At 41.2% G+C, this 16191-nt stretch carries 15 protein-coding genes; 11 read left to right on the forward strand and 4 right to left on the reverse strand.

Annotated elements, in window-relative coordinates:
• Nucleotides 1-79: 79 nt before the first annotated feature.
• Entirely contained in the window at nucleotides 80-826 is a 747-nt protein-coding gene (gene sigI, locus M3593_RS07430) for an RNA polymerase sigma factor SigI (RefSeq protein ID WP_144474988.1), read from the forward strand.
• Nucleotides 823-1902, forward strand: coding sequence for an anti-sigma factor domain-containing protein (locus M3593_RS07435; protein WP_144474658.1), 1080 nt, complete (start codon nucleotides 823-825; stop codon nucleotides 1900-1902). The genes sigI and M3593_RS07435 overlap by 4 nt, the downstream gene beginning before the upstream one ends.
• Nucleotides 1903-1993: 91 nt before the next feature.
• On the opposite strand, the gene M3593_RS07440 is transcribed toward M3593_RS07435, so the two are convergent.
• Nucleotides 1994-2194 carry an alpha/beta-type small acid-soluble spore protein gene (locus tag M3593_RS07440; protein WP_144474659.1) on the reverse strand — a complete coding sequence of 67 codons (201 nt, stop codon included), beginning with the start codon at nucleotides 2192-2194 and terminating at the stop codon, nucleotides 1994-1996.
• 211 nt (nucleotides 2195-2405) lie between these two features.
• Between M3593_RS07440 and M3593_RS07445 the strand changes: the two genes are divergently transcribed.
• A complete protein-coding gene (locus M3593_RS07445; RefSeq protein ID WP_144474660.1) occupies nucleotides 2406-3761 on the forward strand; it encodes a TrkH family potassium uptake protein in 1356 nt (451 codons plus the stop codon).
• Nucleotides 3762-3793: 32 nt separating this feature from the next.
• Here the strand turns inward: M3593_RS07445 and M3593_RS07450 are convergent, their stop codons facing one another.
• Nucleotides 3794-4141, reverse strand: a complete 348-nt coding sequence (locus M3593_RS07450) for a DUF3905 domain-containing protein (RefSeq protein ID WP_144474661.1) — start codon at nucleotides 4139-4141, stop codon at nucleotides 3794-3796.
• Nucleotides 4142-4277: 136 nt separating this feature from the next.
• Between M3593_RS07450 and M3593_RS07455 the strand changes: the two genes are divergently transcribed.
• Both M3593_RS07455 and M3593_RS07460 read left to right on the forward strand, forming a co-directional pair.
• On the forward strand, nucleotides 4278-4439 hold the full coding sequence (locus tag M3593_RS07455) for a hypothetical protein (RefSeq protein WP_186326636.1): 162 nt from the start codon (nucleotides 4278-4280) through the stop codon (nucleotides 4437-4439).
• Nucleotides 4436-4582 carry a hypothetical protein gene (locus tag M3593_RS07460; RefSeq protein ID WP_222125049.1) on the forward strand — a complete coding sequence of 49 codons (147 nt, stop codon included), beginning with the start codon at nucleotides 4436-4438 and terminating at the stop codon, nucleotides 4580-4582. The genes M3593_RS07455 and M3593_RS07460 overlap by 4 nt, the downstream gene beginning before the upstream one ends.
• Nucleotides 4583-4597: 15 nt before the next feature.
• Here M3593_RS07460 and M3593_RS07465 read toward each other — a convergent pair whose 3' ends face one another.
• Together M3593_RS07465 and M3593_RS07470 are read right to left on the reverse strand one after the other, a co-directional pair.
• A complete protein-coding gene (locus tag M3593_RS07465; RefSeq protein WP_251542277.1) occupies nucleotides 4598-6358 on the reverse strand; it encodes a B12-binding domain-containing radical SAM protein in 1761 nt (586 codons plus the stop codon).
• 137 nt (nucleotides 6359-6495) lie between these two features.
• Entirely contained in the window at nucleotides 6496-7539 is a 1044-nt protein-coding gene (locus M3593_RS07470; protein ID WP_251542276.1) for an acyltransferase family protein, read from the reverse strand.
• 345 nt (nucleotides 7540-7884) lie between these two features.
• Here M3593_RS07470 and M3593_RS07475 point away from each other — a divergent pair, with 345 nt between their 5' ends.
• The 6 genes from M3593_RS07475 (at nucleotide 7885) to M3593_RS07500 (ending at nucleotide 16185) form a co-directional block, all read left to right on the forward strand.
• Nucleotides 7885-8898, forward strand: a complete 1014-nt coding sequence (locus M3593_RS07475) for a 2-oxoacid:acceptor oxidoreductase family protein (protein WP_144474664.1) — start codon at nucleotides 7885-7887, stop codon at nucleotides 8896-8898.
• Nucleotides 8898-11192, forward strand: coding sequence for a thiamine pyrophosphate-dependent enzyme (locus M3593_RS07480; protein WP_144474665.1), 2295 nt, complete (start codon nucleotides 8898-8900; stop codon nucleotides 11190-11192). The genes M3593_RS07475 and M3593_RS07480 overlap by 1 nt, the downstream gene beginning before the upstream one ends.
• Nucleotides 11193-11347: 155 nt before the next feature.
• Nucleotides 11348-12925: a PAS domain-containing sensor histidine kinase gene (locus M3593_RS07485; RefSeq protein WP_251542275.1), complete on the forward strand. Its 1578-nt coding sequence runs from the start codon at nucleotides 11348-11350 to the stop codon at nucleotides 12923-12925.
• Between the two features lie 216 nt (nucleotides 12926-13141).
• Entirely contained in the window at nucleotides 13142-13726 is a 585-nt protein-coding gene (locus M3593_RS07490; protein WP_251542399.1) for a DUF2087 domain-containing protein, read from the forward strand.
• 277 nt (nucleotides 13727-14003) lie between these two features.
• Nucleotides 14004-14246 carry a hypothetical protein gene (locus tag M3593_RS07495; protein WP_251542274.1) on the forward strand — a complete coding sequence of 81 codons (243 nt, stop codon included), beginning with the start codon at nucleotides 14004-14006 and terminating at the stop codon, nucleotides 14244-14246.
• Nucleotides 14239-16185 carry an insertion element protein gene (locus M3593_RS07500; RefSeq protein WP_251542273.1) on the forward strand — a complete coding sequence of 649 codons (1947 nt, stop codon included), beginning with the start codon at nucleotides 14239-14241 and terminating at the stop codon, nucleotides 16183-16185. Before M3593_RS07495 ends, M3593_RS07500 begins: the two co-directional genes overlap by 8 nt.
• Nucleotides 16186-16191: the final 6 nt, after the last annotated feature.

The raw sequence follows: 16191 nt of genomic DNA on the forward strand, positions 1-16191 counted from the left end.
GGCTATCTTTTCCCTGCCTAACCACAATAGAGAAATTGACAGATATGATATAATGTGTGGAGGAAAAGAGGTGAGGCTATTGCTAAGTTTATTGTTCATGGCAAAGAAAAAGCGCAGGCCGCTGGAAGAAACCGTTGAGAAAATCCACCAGGGGGATGCTGCACTTAGAGAAGAATTAATTGATTCTTACAAACCTTTTATTGCCAAGACTGTTTCGTCTGTCTGCAAGAGGTACATACATGAGTCTGACGATGAATTTAGCATTGGCCTCATCGCCTTTAATGAGGCAATCCAGAAATATTCATCCGAAAAAGGGAATTCCTTGTTAAGTTTTGCAGAAGTAATGATCAAGCGTAGGGTAATTGATTATATCCGCCAGCAGAGCAGGAATCAAAACCTGAGCTTTAATATCGCTAATGACCCAAATGAGGAAGAGCAGCATCGGTCAACACTTGAAGATGAACTTTCACTTGATGAGTTCCGTAAAAAGACAGAACAGGAACTGAGAAGAGAAGAAATCATCCAATTCCAAACGATATTATCTGAATTTGATTTGTCATTCCAGGACTTACTGGAGCAATCACCAAAGCATGCTGATGCCCGGAAAAATGCCATGCTCGTCGCGAAGGCGATGGTAGAAAATGAAGAATTGAAGGGCTTGCTGCTTGAGAAAAAACGATTGCCAATCAAGCAACTGGAAGAAATGGTCAAAGTCAGCAGAAAAACTATAGAGAGAAACAGAAAATATATTATTGCAATTGCACTTATTTTAATTGGGGATTATGTGTTTTTAAAGGATTATATTAAAGGGGTGTTGGAGACATGAGAAAAGGAGTAATCCTTGAAATCAATGAGCTATACCTAACATTGTTGACCCCCGAAGGCGAGTTTTTGCGCGCCCGAAAGCTTCAGCAAGACTATCAGGTTGGAGAAGAAATTCACTTTTTTCCAGAATCGGAAACAGTAAAGAGAAAAAAGTTCGACGTTTCAGTTTTAACTAGTCTTAAGGCAAGGTCAATTATGCTGGCTGCAGCGCTTATGCTCGTTATGGCCGCGATCCTGCCGGTATACCAGGACGGACAGGTATACGCATATATGTCCATAGATGTGAACCCGAGCATTGAATTGGCGGTCAATGATGATTTGAAGGTTCTTCAAATGAAAGGGTACAATCCTGAGGGGAAAGAAATTATCACAGAAATTGAGGGCTGGAAGAAGAAAGATGCCGCCCTTGTTGCAGAGATGATCCTTGATAAAATCGAAGCCCAGGGATATTTCAACAATAAGAATGAAGTCGTCATTGCTACTGTCCATAATACAAAGGCAAGAAAATCAGTGGACCAGAAATTGGAACAAAAAATTGCTGAAATTAAGAAGACAACAACTGATGAAGACCTGAACCTTAAGTTAATGGAAGCAACAAATGAAGACAGGGAGAAGGCTGTTAAGCAGGGTGTTACAACTGGTGTGTATAAAGAGAAGCAAAAATCTGCTGCACCGAATCCTGCTGCAAAGCCGGTTGAAAAAGAAAAGAAAGCCGAGCCGAAGAAAGAGAAGAAGGAGCCAGTCCAACAGCCTGTAAGGCAGGAACCGGAGCCGGAGCAAAAAAAGAAGGAAGCACCCGGCCAGGTAAAGAAAGAAAAGCCGGAGCCTCCAAAAGGCAATTCAAATTCAGAACCGCGAAGGAATCCAGCTCCTGATATAAAGAATGAGAAAAATAATGCCGTATTGAACAGCAATAGCCACTCAAATAACAATCATGCTAATAATGGGAGAACTAAGCCTGATCAAAGCGGACAAACTTACAAACAAGAAAAAAAAACGAACAAGAATCAAAACCACAATAATGGCCGAAGAGGAAACGCAGGGAACACCACAAAAGACAACTCAGGCAAAAAATAGAGAATTTTAAAAGTCCGGAACATGATTCCGGACTTTTTCCATGTCAATATTCAGTTTTAGCCAAGATGATATTGCTGAGGAATTGATTGATTTATTCTTGTCTTTGTCCAGAAAGCTGGGCCTGAGCCTGCTGAACTAAACGCTTGGTGATTTCTCCTCCAACTGAACCATTCGCTCTTGAAACAGTATCAGAACCGAGGCTTACACCGAATTCCTGTGCAATCTCATATTTAACCTGGTCCATAAATTGTTCCACACCAGGCACAAGCAATTTATTTGAATTTCGAGCCATGCCGTCATCTCCTTTGAGTCGATTACAGAGATCATTTCTCTGTAACGATAGTTTTGTCAATCCTGGTGAGAACATGAATGGTAACTTTTAATATTTTGGATAAAGTTTTCCGGAAATGTACAATATCAAGGTAACTGCAGAAAACACTTTATTAATCAATTGGTTTTCTTTATCATAGATAATAATGAATTAGGCCAGAAAGGATTCAATCATGTGGACTAATATTAGAAGAAGATTAGACAAATTAGCTCCGGCACAAATCATTGTGGCGTATTATTTAATTGCGGTAATTGTCTCAATGATTCTATTGAGCTTGCCAGTTGCCATACAGCCCGGTGCAAAATGGACTTTTATGGACGCTTTGTTCACTGCAGCAAGTGCTGTCAGTGTCACAGGGCTTTCGGTTGTCATACTTCACGACACCTTCACTGTTACAGGAATCTTTATCCTTATGTTTGTGCTACAGTTTGGCGGTATAGGCGTCATGGCGCTTGGCACCTTTTTCTGGCTGATCATCAGGAAGAAAATTGGCTTGAAAGAACGCAGGCTGATTATGATGGATCAGAACCAGACCAGTATGTCCGGACTAGTAAAAATGCTGAAGGATATTCTGGTCATTATTGTCATTATCGAGTTAGTCGGTGCATTATTGTTAGGGTTGTATTTTCTTCAATACTTCCCAACATGGCAGGAAGCTTTTCTCCACGGTTTGTTTGCATCCGTAAGTGCTACAACCAATGCAGGTTTCGATATTACAGGAGCCTCTTTGATTCCGTACGCCCAGGATTATTTTGTGGTGATAATCAATATTCTCTTGATTACACTAGGGGCAATTGGTTTCCCTGTGCTGATAGAATTGAAAAGTTTTCTTTTCAGGAGAAAAAAGAGTACACCATTTCATTTTTCACTTTTCCTGAAGATCACTACACTGACGTTTCTCATTCTCTTGATTTTCGGAACAATCGCTATTTGGGGTCTGGAATTCAACCATTTCTTCTCAGATAAGTCTTGGCTTGATTCGTTCTTTTATGCATTTTTTCAATCGGCGACAACAAGAAGTGGCGGTATGGCGACTATGGATGTCAATGATTTTACAGACCCGACACTATTCCTGATGGCAGCCCTGATGTTTATAGGTGCTTCACCAAGCTCTGTTGGCGGTGGAATCCGTACGACTACTTTTGCACTGAACCTCTTGTTCCTTTATCATTTTGCCCGAGGAAGAAGAGCAATCAAGATCTTCAACAGGGAACTGCACCAGGATGATATTATCAAATCCCTGGTTGTTTCAATTATGGCAGTCATGATTTGTTTTCTTGCTGTCATTATCATGATGGTGACAGAGGACCATGAATTGCTGGCGATTATCTTTGAAGTAGCATCAGCATTTGGGACCACAGGATTATCGATGGGAATCACACCTGATCTCTCAAATATCGGCAAATTGATTCTGATCATCCTGATGTTCATCGGAAGAGTAGGAGTCATTTCCTTCCTGCTGATTATCGGCGGCAAAACGACCAAGGAAAGCATCGGTTATCCTAAGGAACGTGTGATTATTGGATAAATGTAAAAATCCGGGAGAATTCCCGGATTTTTTTAATCTTGTCCCTTGCTAACATCTTTTGTTGGATGCATGAATGGATAGCCCTGTGGTTTTCTCTTTTCCTCGAGAAGCTCCCTGTTTTCTGCTGTGTTCCAGCCAATGTCATTGGTAGGATGGACCCATTCGTCGCCAGCCATGACGGCCGGATCCGTCTCATCCGACCAATTTTCCAGCGGTGAATCCTCAGAAGCGTAAAGACTGTCTCCGATAATGACACCGTGCTCATTCTTAAATGGTGCTTTCATTTCTATCCCGGTATCCTTGAAGCTTGGAGCGTTGATTTGATGGGGCAATGTTTCCTCAATATCCATTGGTTTCAGCTCAGGATCTTTTTTCGCCATTTCTGCTCCTCCTTTTTGAGTTTATCTTTTGTTGTATGCCGCTTTTTATAAGACAGTTCCGTTTGTAAAATAAGGTAATCAAAACTGTACATAGCAAATCACCGATTGAAAAAAATAAAGGATGGAGGTGTTCAGAATGGCTAAACGGAAGGCAGAAAGAAATGCAGTGGCTAAATATACAAACACGCCTAAGAAAAATCTTCAGGAAAGTGAATTTTCTGCTGAATTTGCTCATGGTGAAGATCCGGGGAAATTTGCGAACAGGAATTCAAAGCAGGGCAGGAAAGGAAGAGCATGATGAAAAAGCATGAGGCGCGTCACCAGAAGCCTTTGAACGTTGAGTTCGGCATGGAATTTGGCGATATTAATGCGGGAAAGTTTTATGAACAGCCGTTTGCTGGTAAAAAGGCGAAACATAAAGCTGAAAAGGACTGCAAATAAAGAAAGCCGGCTGAATCAAGCCGGCTTAAGATCTTCCTTTTTAATGGAAAAAAATTGAGGTTTTTCTGACTTGGAATCAAAATAGACAAGGATATGTGACGGTGAATCCTCTATTGTTCCATCTTTGATCAGTAAATCCAGATTGATTGTGATATCTTCTAGCAGGGTATGTTTGTACAGATCCTTTTCATTAAGCTTCAAATTCATGAACTCCTGGCCAAGGGCCCCAGGATTCTTAATGATTTCTCTATATAAATCAGATCGCTGCTTCTTATCAGATGACAGCTCCCACCATGGCTTTCGGGGCTTGTATTTCATGCTGGCGAGATAGTCGTATTTCATCAAACTGACAATTTGCTCAAGGTGCTCCACACCTTTTTCCTGCAGGAACTGGTAAAGTCTTTTAAATAAGTCCTCAAGCTGGTGGCCAATCCTCGACCATCCTTTTGTTTCCCAGTATGAGCCGAATTCCTGGAAGAAATCGAATGGGGATGGAAAAACCTTTGTAACCAGGAATTCGACTGTATTATCCATCCTGTGGTCATTCCAATACTTCTCAAGCACATCCTCAACCTGTTTGATCTTAATGATGTCATTAAAATCAAGTACATTATTCCCGAGGATTTCATATGGCGAATGGTCCATATAGACATAATCATGGTCTGCGGCTCTCAGCCTTAATCCAGTCCCTCTGAGCATCTTCAGGAATCCAAGCTGCAATTCTTCCGGTCTCATCGCAAATACATCATTGAAGGTTTTTTTGAAGGAATGATAATCCTCTTCAGGTAAACCTGCAATCAAATCAAGGTGCTGGTCGATCTTGCCGCCTTCCTTGACCATGGTGACAGTCCGTTTCAGTTTATCGAAATTTTGTTTTCTCATGACCAGTTCATTTGTATAATCATTCGTTGACTGGACCCCAATCTCAAAGCGGAACAAGCCGGCAGGTGCCTCCTCGTTCAGGAAAGCGATCACCTCGGGCCGCATGATGTCGGCAGTGATTTCGAATTGGAACACCGTACCAGGGAGATGCTCGTCAATGAGGAAACGGAACATTTCCATTGCGTAACTCCGGCTAATATTGAAAGTCCTGTCCACGAACTTAATGGTCTTCGCACCATTTGCCATTAAATAGCGGATATCATCCTTAATCTTCTCCCTATCAAAGTAACGGACACCGACTTCAATGGATGAGAGGCAAAATTGGCAGCTGAATGGACAGCCGCGGCTTGTTTCAACATAAGTTACCCTTTTTGAAAGATGGTCAGCATCCTCTTCGAAGCGATAGGGAGAGGGGAGGTCTTTTAAGTCAAGCTTATTGCGCTGAGGGTTCAGCTGGATGCCTCCTTCATTCCGGTAGGCGATGCCATGTACTTCTGAAAAGTCACGTCCGTTTGAAAAACCTGCCAGAAGCTGCTTTAATGTCTGTTCACCCTCACCTATGACAATCACGTCAAAATCAGGCACTTTTTCCATCCATTCCAGGACATCATAGGTAACCTCCGGGCCTCCCACGACAATTAGGATGTCCGGATTGATTTTCTTGATCATTTTAATGACTTTAATGGTTTCTTCGATGTTCCAAATATAGCAGCTGAAACCAATTACATCAGGTTTCTTTTGGATCAGATCTGACACTATATTGATTACGGGATCCTTTATTGTATATTCAGCAATGGTCGCATCATATTCCGGCTGAGCATATGCTTTAAGATATCTGATGGCAAGGTTCGTGTGTATATACTTCGCGTTTAGCGTTGTTAAGACGATATTCATTTTAAAATCTCCTTTATAAAAATCCACAACAAGTCAACTTCCAATTATAGCTCAGTTTAGACAAAAAAGACAGGCTGAATCCTGTTGAAGAAAAGGAAAGAGCCATTCTCGATGAATGGCTCTTTTTCTAGTCATATCTACTGGCTCAACATTTTTCTGCGATAAAAGCGGACGATGGCTCCAATCCTGGTTTTAAGGCGGTTGATTCTTGATGTCTTGAACTCGATTAGCGGCTGGGCGAATGCGGCCGCATATTTGCTTGACAGCAAGAGAGTCAGCACCAGGGCGATGAATGCGAGCAGGATAAAACGTTCGGGACTGTGGAAAAAGTCCTGGACCTCACTTTCGCGGAAAACTCGGACAAAAAAACCATGCAGTAAATACACATAAAGTGTATTTTTCCCAAGATCAGTAAAGAAATATTGCTTTTTAGGCACGATTGTCAAGAAGCTAAATACCATCAGCAGACTTAACAGGTAAAAGCTTAAGCGAGTAAACATGCTTGAAATCGTTGCAGCTTCCATCATAGAATAGGGCTTTGATCCAAGAAGCCATTTATAGTCAATATCCGGATTGAAGTAGAATCCTAAAAAAACGACTGTGAATGAAATGAGCGCGCCAATTTTAAACGAAGGCCTTGTCAATGTTTTAATATGGTCCTTCGTTAAATGGTATCCCAGCAGGAACAATGGAAAGTATACGAATGTCCTGGATAGACTCAAATAATTGGATATCCAGTCAACATAGCCTACACCGAGCCCCAAGCCAAAAGCAATCAAAAGACCTGTAGGTGCGCTAAGCTTTGCAAAACCAATCAACATAAGGTTCCAGCAGAACAGGCTGATCAAGAACCATAATGACCAGTGCGGATTCAGCGGATCGATCGTAAAGGTCGATTTGCTGTATAGAAAATAGTAAAAAATTGAATAGATGAGCTGGAAAATGAAATATGGCAGAATCAATTTCTTGGCTATTTTCATTACATAACCCTTTTTGTTGAAGCCTCTTGCAAAAAAGCCTGAAACCAGGATGAAGGCTGGCATATGGAATGTATATATGACTTTATAAATATTGTAGATCATTTCATTGTCTTCAATGAACGAGCGCAAAAGATGGCCAAATACGACGAAAAAAATCAAGATGAACTTGGCATTGTCAAAGTAGTAATCTCGCTTCTTCATATTTCCTCCCTTAATTAGAGACCCCCAAAAAATACTCACCTATATTTACCCTTTTCAGGACAAAGACAAACCAGGCTATTTGCTCAAAATTAAGGAACTGGTTCCTGGTTCAGGAATCGTTTCCTGAATCAGGGTTAAGTGCTGTATTAATACAATTTCATCTCTGTTATATAAAAGGAATCCATTATAGCATACGGATTAAGTGAATAATTTTTGGGTGTGTTCTAATAAAAAAATTCAAATGTTTGATATATGTCACAGCTTAATGATCTTGTTATCTATAAAATTAAAAGTGGGGAATGTTCACATTCAATTACCTTAACAACAAAATTGGGGAGGGAGATTATGTCTATCTTACCGAAGAAGAATGAATTAGGGTTTTATGAGATAAGGCTTGAATCGATTGGGGGGCTTGGCGCCAACCTTGCCGGAAAGATGCTTGCCGAAGCAGGAGTTCTTGGTCTTGGGCTGAATGGTTCCAACTTTTCTTCATATGGTTCCGAGAAAAAAGGCTCGCCGGTAAAAAGTTTTGTCCGGTTCTGTGATCCAGATACTGAAATCAGGGTCCATAGTCCGATAGAAGAGCCGCATGTTGTTGGTGTCTTCCATGAAGCGCTTTACAAAACGGTTGACGTTGTCAGCGGCTTGCGCCCGGATGGAATCCTGCTCGTTAACTCAACAAGGGATTTTGATGATATCAAACAAGACCTTCAGCTCGAATATGGAACACTCGCGATTGTCGATGCACTTTCGATTGCCGTCGAGGAAAAAACGAAGGTGAATACTGCGATGCTTGGAGCTTTGTACCGCATTATTGACTTTCTTGATCCTGAAGCAATGAAACATGTAATCCGTAAAACTTTCGAAAAGAAATATCCTCATTTGGTAGAACCAAACATTCGAACATTCGAAAGGGGCTATAATGAGGTCCAATTCAAGACATACGAACTTGAAGAAGGAGCACAGGGCAAAGATTTCAAGCGTCCAATACCGCTGCTAGGCTATGAAACACAGGGTCTTGGCGGAGTCATTACTGCCCAGGCAAACAGCATTCTCAAAGATTTAAGCGGTTCCAGACAGGGATTCGTGCCGCAATTCAACCAGGCAGACTGTATCAACTGCGCGGCATGTGACACTGCATGTCCTGATTATTGCTTTGTCTGGGAAGAAGGCGAAGATAAGCGCGGAAGAAAGCAAATGTTCCTGAAGGGAATCGACTACCAATATTGCAAAGGATGCCTGAAATGTGTCGAGGCATGTCCTACATCAGCATTAAGCGAACTGAGGGAAATGATCGGCTATGCTGAGGAAAATCAAGTAAAACAAAACTATCCTTATGTGACTGGAGGGGTTTCTTAATGTCCATTCTTGAAGAGAATATAAAAGCAATGAGCACAGCAGAGCAGGTGGCCACTTTTGAATCGGGAAATGAAATGGCGGCAATGGCTGCAGCTCAGATCAATTATCATATCATGGGCTATTTTCCAATCACCCCTTCAACAGAAGTCGCCCAGTATCTGGACATGATGAAAGCAAGGGGAGAGCATGATATCAAGTTGATCCCTGCTGATGGCGAGCATGGTTCCGCGGGAATCTGCTATGGAGCTGCTGCAACGGGAGCGCGCGTGTTCAACGCAACAAGCGCGAATGGATTGATGTACATGCTTGAACAGCTTCCGGTCCAATCCGGCACACGGTATCCGATGGTACTGAACCTGGTCACACGCTCAATCAGCGGTCCGCTTGATATTCGCGGCGACCATTCAGATTTGTATTTTGCCTTGAATACCGGGTGGGTGATCCTGACAGCGAGAACGCCTCAGGCGGTTTATGATATGAATATCATGGCGCTGAAAATAGCTGAGCATTCCGATGTCCGCCTGCCGGTGATGGTTGCCTATGATGGCTTCTTCACATCACATCAAAAGCGGAAAGTGAATTATTTCAAGGATCGTGCAGTCGTCCAAAAATTTGTTGGAGAGGCACCGACTGAATACAATTTCGCGCGAGATCCTAAGAAGCCGTTGACGATTGGTGCGCACATGAATGGCGACGACTTGATCAACAACCACTTCCAGCAATCAGAAGCAATATACAGAGCGAAAGATGTTTATAAGGAAGTGGCTGCAGAGTATGCAAAACTGTCAGGCCGCAATTATGACATTCTCGATCTCTATAAAATGGAGGATGCGGAAGTAGCGCTGTTTCTTTTGAACTCAGCTGCAGAATCTGCCAAGGATGTTGTAGACAGACTGAGGGAGCAAGGAATCAAGGCAGGCGTCATTAGCCCTAACATTATCCGTCCATTCCCTGCTCAGGAAATCAGGGAAGCTTTAAAGAATGTGAAATCCCTTCTTGTTGGGGAAAGAGCAGATTCTTACGGCGGACATGGCCCGAACCTGACGCACGAAATCAAGTCCGCGCTTCAGGAAGACAGGAACAATGGAACCATCGTCCAGAGCAGGGTGTTCGGCTTGGGCGGCAAGGACTTTTATGCAGATGATGCTGAAGCATTTTTTGCTCTGGCGATGGATGCTATGGAAAAAGGCTACGCCGAAAAACCTTTCGACTACTACGGACATATTCCTGGCGAACCCGATAAAACATTGAAGACTGTCATTGAACCTCAGCATGGTGATGTGTATAAATCAGGACTCATCCAGGTAACTAGGGATGAAGAGAAAAACAAACTGAATGTTAAAATTCCGCCATTAAGGGCGCTGACTTCAAAGCCAAAACGGATTGCCTCAGGCCATGGTGCATGTCCTGGCTGCGGTATTTTTGGCGGACTTGAAATGTTCTTCAAAGGCATAGAAGGAGATCTTGTCATCCTGTTCCAGACGGGCTGTGCGTATGTTGTTACAACAGCATATCCTCACACATCCCATAAACAGACGACGATCCATAATCTGTTCCAGAACGGGGCAGCAACACTGTCAGGGACACTGGAGGCATTCCTTGAATTGAAGCGCCGCGGTGAAATCGAAGTGTCAGCAGATGCCACATTTGTTATGGTAACCGGAGATGGCGGCATGGACATCGGTATGGGATCGGCAATCGGAACAGCGCTGCGCGGCCATAAACTGATCATGCTTGAATATGATAACGAGGGATATATGAATACAGGTTCGCAGCTTTCATATTCCACTCCATTTGGCCATATGACCAGCACATCGAATGTAGGAAAGGCCCAAAAAGGAAAGGCGTTCCACCATAAGGATACTGCACAAATCATGGCTTCAACCAATATACCTTATGTCTTCACGGGTACAGAGGCATTCCCTCAGGATCTTTTGAAAAAGGCAGCGAAGGCACAATGGTATGCCCAGAATGTTGGAACTGTGTATGGCAAGCTTCTGATCACTTGTCCGCTTAACTGGAAGTCCGAAGATCGCTATGGACAGACGATCGTTGAAGCAGCAGTCAATTCCAACTTCTTCCCGCTTTATGAAGTGGAGCAGGGAATCACGAATATAACATATGACCCTGAAGCGAAAAACAAGAAAATCCATCTGTCAGACTGGCTAAAATATATGGGAAAAACAAAGCATTTGTTAAAAGAAGAAAACAAAGACATGCTTGTTGAATTCGAAGAAGAAGTTGAAAAAAGATGGCAGCGCCTTAAGGCAAAGCACGAAAACGAATATTTATAAGAATTTAAGAAGCCGGGGATTCCCGGCTTTTTTTTTCAACAGTGTCTGCCAAAAAGTCTTGTAAATAAGCAGGAAATAATCACGAAATTAAAGGGATTTTCAACATCAATGTAGAATTTACTAGAAAAATGGGAATCCGACAAGGAGGCTTTCTGGTGAGTAGTGCTAATGGACGGGATGATATTAAGGCACTGAAGGGAAAAATAGCCGCTTTAGAAAAAGAAAATTCCTTTTTAAAAGAGATGGTAAAAGACCAGCAAGCAGCCGCTGATTGTTCATTCGATGTGGAACCAGATGCCAGCCAAACAAATTTAGATGAAAGATTTCTCGATGACGGAGGCTTATTAAAAAGCTTATTCCGCGAAGCGCTTGACGGCATTGTGTTTTGGGGGACATCTGGACAGATCATTGCAGCAAATCAAGCGACCTGCAAAATTTTTGGCCTTACTCTGGATGAATTAGTGAAACATAAAATCTCGGATTTTATTTATCAAAAAGATGAGAAATATAGCGAAATGAAAAAAATCATCAAAGAAAAAGGCGCGCTGCGTGAGGAAGCGTTCTTCTTGCTGCCAAGCGGGGAGAAACGGCTTCTTGAATTTACCGTCAAGCTAAATGCTGGTGACGGGTACCATATGACGATTGTGCGGGATGCAAGTGATCGATTCCGAATGGAACAGGAAATACGCAAGAGCGAAGAGAGGTTCAGGAAAATCTTTGAGGGGTCAATCGAGGGCATGATTCTCTGGGATGAAAATTGCAAACACTATGAAATCAACCCTTCCGGCATGGCGAAGCTTGGATTGAAGCCAGAAGACCTGGAAGAAGAAAATTTCAGGAAGCTTTTCCTTAGCCTTGGATTATCCGAAGCCCTGATTGATGACAAGATTGAAGAACTGATGCGAAAAGGAAGGCTGGATGGAAGGATTACCATCCCATATGAAGATGGCAGGTTGAAGCATTTTGAATACACGGTCAAACGGCATCTGGTCGACACCCTGAATTTGATTATCTTCAGGAATATCACTGAAAAAGTCGAAATGGAAGCACAGCTCCGAAAATCCGACACTTTGAATATATTAGGGGAGCTGGCAGCTGGGATAGCTCATGAAATCCGGAATCCAATGACTGCGCTCAAAGGATTCATCCAGCTTCTTGAGAACAGCTCGGGTGATAAGTATTCCCTTTATTTCCAGGTGATCAAATCAGAACTCCAGAGGATAGACTCGATCATAAATGAGTTCCTCATCCTTGCCAAGCCGCAGGCCATTAAGTATGTCAAAGAAGATATTTCGAAAATAATGAAGGAGACCGTTGACCTTCTGACAGCACAGGCAGTCCTCCATGACGTTCAATTCAGGACGATTTATGACGACAGTTTACCCAATCTCTTTTGTGAACCGAATCAGTTGAAAAAAGTATTTATCAATATCATAAAAAATGCCATTGAAGTCATGCCAAAAGGCGGATTCGTATATATTGAAATCAGCAAGGCACCAGGGAACAAGATACATATTTCAATCAAGGATGAGGGAGAGGGAATCCCTGCTGATAAAATTGAGAAGCTTGGGGAACCATTTTACACAACAAAAGAAAGAGGAACTGGCCTGGGACTAATGGTTAGTTTCAAAATTATTGAAGAACATGGAGGAACGATTGAAGTAGAAAGCGAACTGGGACACGGAACTACTTTCCATCTGTATTTGCCAATCACTGAAGGAACGCCTGATTGAATGATAATCAGGCGTTTTTTTGATCTTGTTGAGCGACAGTCTCTCAGAATTTTATCAAGATAGGGCTTCGCCAGTTTTGGAAGAAAATCACTCTGTTTAAACCATAATGAGCAATGTGAAATAAGTGAAAATGAAAAGAGCTTTTCAAATAACGGAAGATGCTATATATTAGATGTATACCTAATTAGATGATCATGAAATAATGGAGGGATTATCATTCAGCTGGATAGAATTGTCGCTTTTCATAAAGCAATGGGCGACCCTACAAGGATAAGAATTGTTGCGCTGCTGGCCCGCGGGCCGCTTCATGGCCAGGCGATCGCTGGCAAATTAGGCCTCACGCCGCCCACAATCACACATCATATAAAAAAACTGCGTGATGTCAATGTCATCATTGAGCGCCGGGATAAGAACACAATCTATTTCCATTTGAACGAGTCGGTCATCAAGCAGCAGACCAAGTCGCTTGGCAAGTTAATCATGAAAAAGGAAGAGGAGGTGGAAGCATTGCTCGATCAGAATATCGAAAGGCAGAAGGTCATTGAGAATTTCATGACAAAAGACGGTAAATTAAAAAATATTCCGGCCCAGCGGAAGAAAAGGCTGATGATTTTTGAATACATGATCCGTGGTTTAAAAGCGGGTAAAAAATACCCGGAAAAAGAGTTGAACGAATATATTAAAAAGTTTTACGAGGACTATGCTACAATCAGGCGTGAATTCATCATCAATCACTATATGTATCGCGAAAATGGGATTTACGAACTGAATCCGGAAGAGATGTGGGCACAACCAGAGTGATGGTTCTATTATCTCATTCAAAAAAACCGCCACAGGGCTTTTCTAAACCGTTCCGTTTTGAGGTGCATAGGACCAAAATGACATAGAAAATGACATAGGAAATGGCGTGGAAACTGTCCACGCCATTTTATTAATGTGCCAGCTTTCTTATGAATTTATCCCTTACAATTGACACCCATATGTTTAGTATTGTCTACTAATGACAATACTTGTTGTACTAGTAAATATGTTTGTCAATTTGACTGTCAATTCTATTGTCATTTTGGAGGTCAATATAATGAAATTCATTGAACCAAAAGAAGAACTAGGGAAAAAAGTTGATTGGAAATTATCAGACCACACAAGAGCAATTGTGAAATACTATGCGGAATACACCCGTTTAAATGAAGATGAAATTGTTGATCGTTTTTTAAAAAATATTTTAGAGGACGAGAATTTTCTCGATTGGATCCACCGAAAACGTCGAAACAGGAGAATGATTCAACAATTATTGATTAAAGAGGAAGAGAACAATGGCTAAAATAAAGAGGTTAGTCAATAGAACGGATCATTTTGTGGAGATTGAAGTGCCTGTAACTGAGGATGAATTGCTTGAACGTAAAGAGCTATATGAAAAGTTACCACCTAACCGTTTTGCCACAAAATTTAGAGATACACTTTTTCGACCAGTTAATGTCCGTTTAAAAGGGAAAGTTTTCGTTATTCAAATGAATAGTTGCATAAATCCCTACTGTTCAAACTTAGGCTTACCTCAAATGAAATATAACGTTAAAGGAAAACCTCAAAGATATAAATTGGATTCTGATAGCCGGCAGTCAAGGTTATATTGCAATCCTGCTCCAACAGAATCAAAGGTTACGAATATTTTGGGTTGTGTCAATGTAACCGTCTCGAATTGGGCCGTAGCAGAAGAAATCAAACGGATAGAAGAAATAAATTCTGTCGTACCTATGGAAACTAAATATCAATTTCATAAAGAGGATTGTAAGCACCAGGAACTAACTCCTTTTAACAAGAGGGAAGCTTTTAGAAGCCGAGGTGTAAGTACAAGCAATTCCCAAAAATATCAGTGTAAATTTTGCTCTAAAATAACAAATGTACTCCCAACTACTCGAGAAAGCACAACCTATCACCAGAAAAGAAATGATATTCTTCCCCTCTTCGCGGATTTAATAATCAATCATGTACCCGTTAAGAGAGTAATAAAAATTTTAGGTATCGGCTCCCAGACTTATTATCATAAGTTGGAATGGTTATATCGAAGATGTCTCGAGTTTTTGGAAAGACACGAAACAAAACTAAGTTCTGTTCAATTTGATGAGTTATTTATCAATACCGATAAGATGGTTTATTTTCTCAATAATGTTAAGAAGAAAAACACTGGAGCTAAATACTTTAGTAACGAAGAAGAAAAGACCTTTCCAACTCATATCGTTGTCAGTAGTGATGTTTTAAATAGATATGTATTTAGGGCTGATGTAGCTTATGATTGGAATGTAACATTAGAGGATATAGCCGAACAAACCCAAAGGCTTAAAGATGACCACCTTCATCGGTTCGCACGGAAATATGGACATTTAAAATATTCATTTGCGCCACAGCCGCCATCTATGTTCGATTCACAGTCGGAAAATGAATACGCTATGGAATATACAGGTTTTATTAAAAGAGCTGATTACATAGACGGTTTGCATGTTAATTCCACCTATACGACCCTTGCCCACTTTTGGCATATGAAACAGCTTTTGAATGCAAAAGAATGGCGTTTTGTTACAGACCATGATACCTCCATAATATCTGCATTAATGAGAGCATTTTCTAAAGAGGTAAGGTTGAGTGATTTACATCATTTCATTTATAAAATAGTGGATAAGAGTAAGTCTTTGTCTGACAATATGAAGGATCATAGAGAGGCACATTCCGAATTAAGAAAATGGGCTTTGGAAATAGGTATTGATAATAAAAGCACATATCAAATAGCTAGATTAAAGCTTGAACAAGACTTAAAGAGGCATCTTTTTTTCGAAGAAGTCAAAAAAGATAGTACAATAACGCGAAAATGGGCCCAAAACCCAATAATACATCCACTCCCTTATAAGGATACTGGGTATGCTACTGTGGATGTCACAACTGATGTCAGTTCATTGGAGCCAGAAGAGCTTGCAAGATTAATTCAAAAGGTCAACAACAAAGCCACAGATACTTTTATCAATCAAATCCGAAGAGGAATTACAATATTAGAAAGGCCTTTAGTGAGTTCCAGAGGAGATGGAAAGAGTTATATTTACTCTAATTTCAATCCTAAATATGCTCAATATGCAACAACTATTTTGAGAACATACTACAATTTCTGTAAGCCTTATAAAGCTTTTAAACAGGATTCATTACAAACACCTGCCCAAAGAATTGGAATCGTTGATAAAGTTTATGATTGGACAGACATAATTTACTTCAGATAAATTCAA

The organism is Mesobacillus sp. MER 48 (genome assembly GCF_023714225.1).
Lineage (GTDB): Bacteria > Bacillota > Bacilli > Bacillales > Cytobacillaceae > Mesobacillus > Mesobacillus oceanisediminis_A.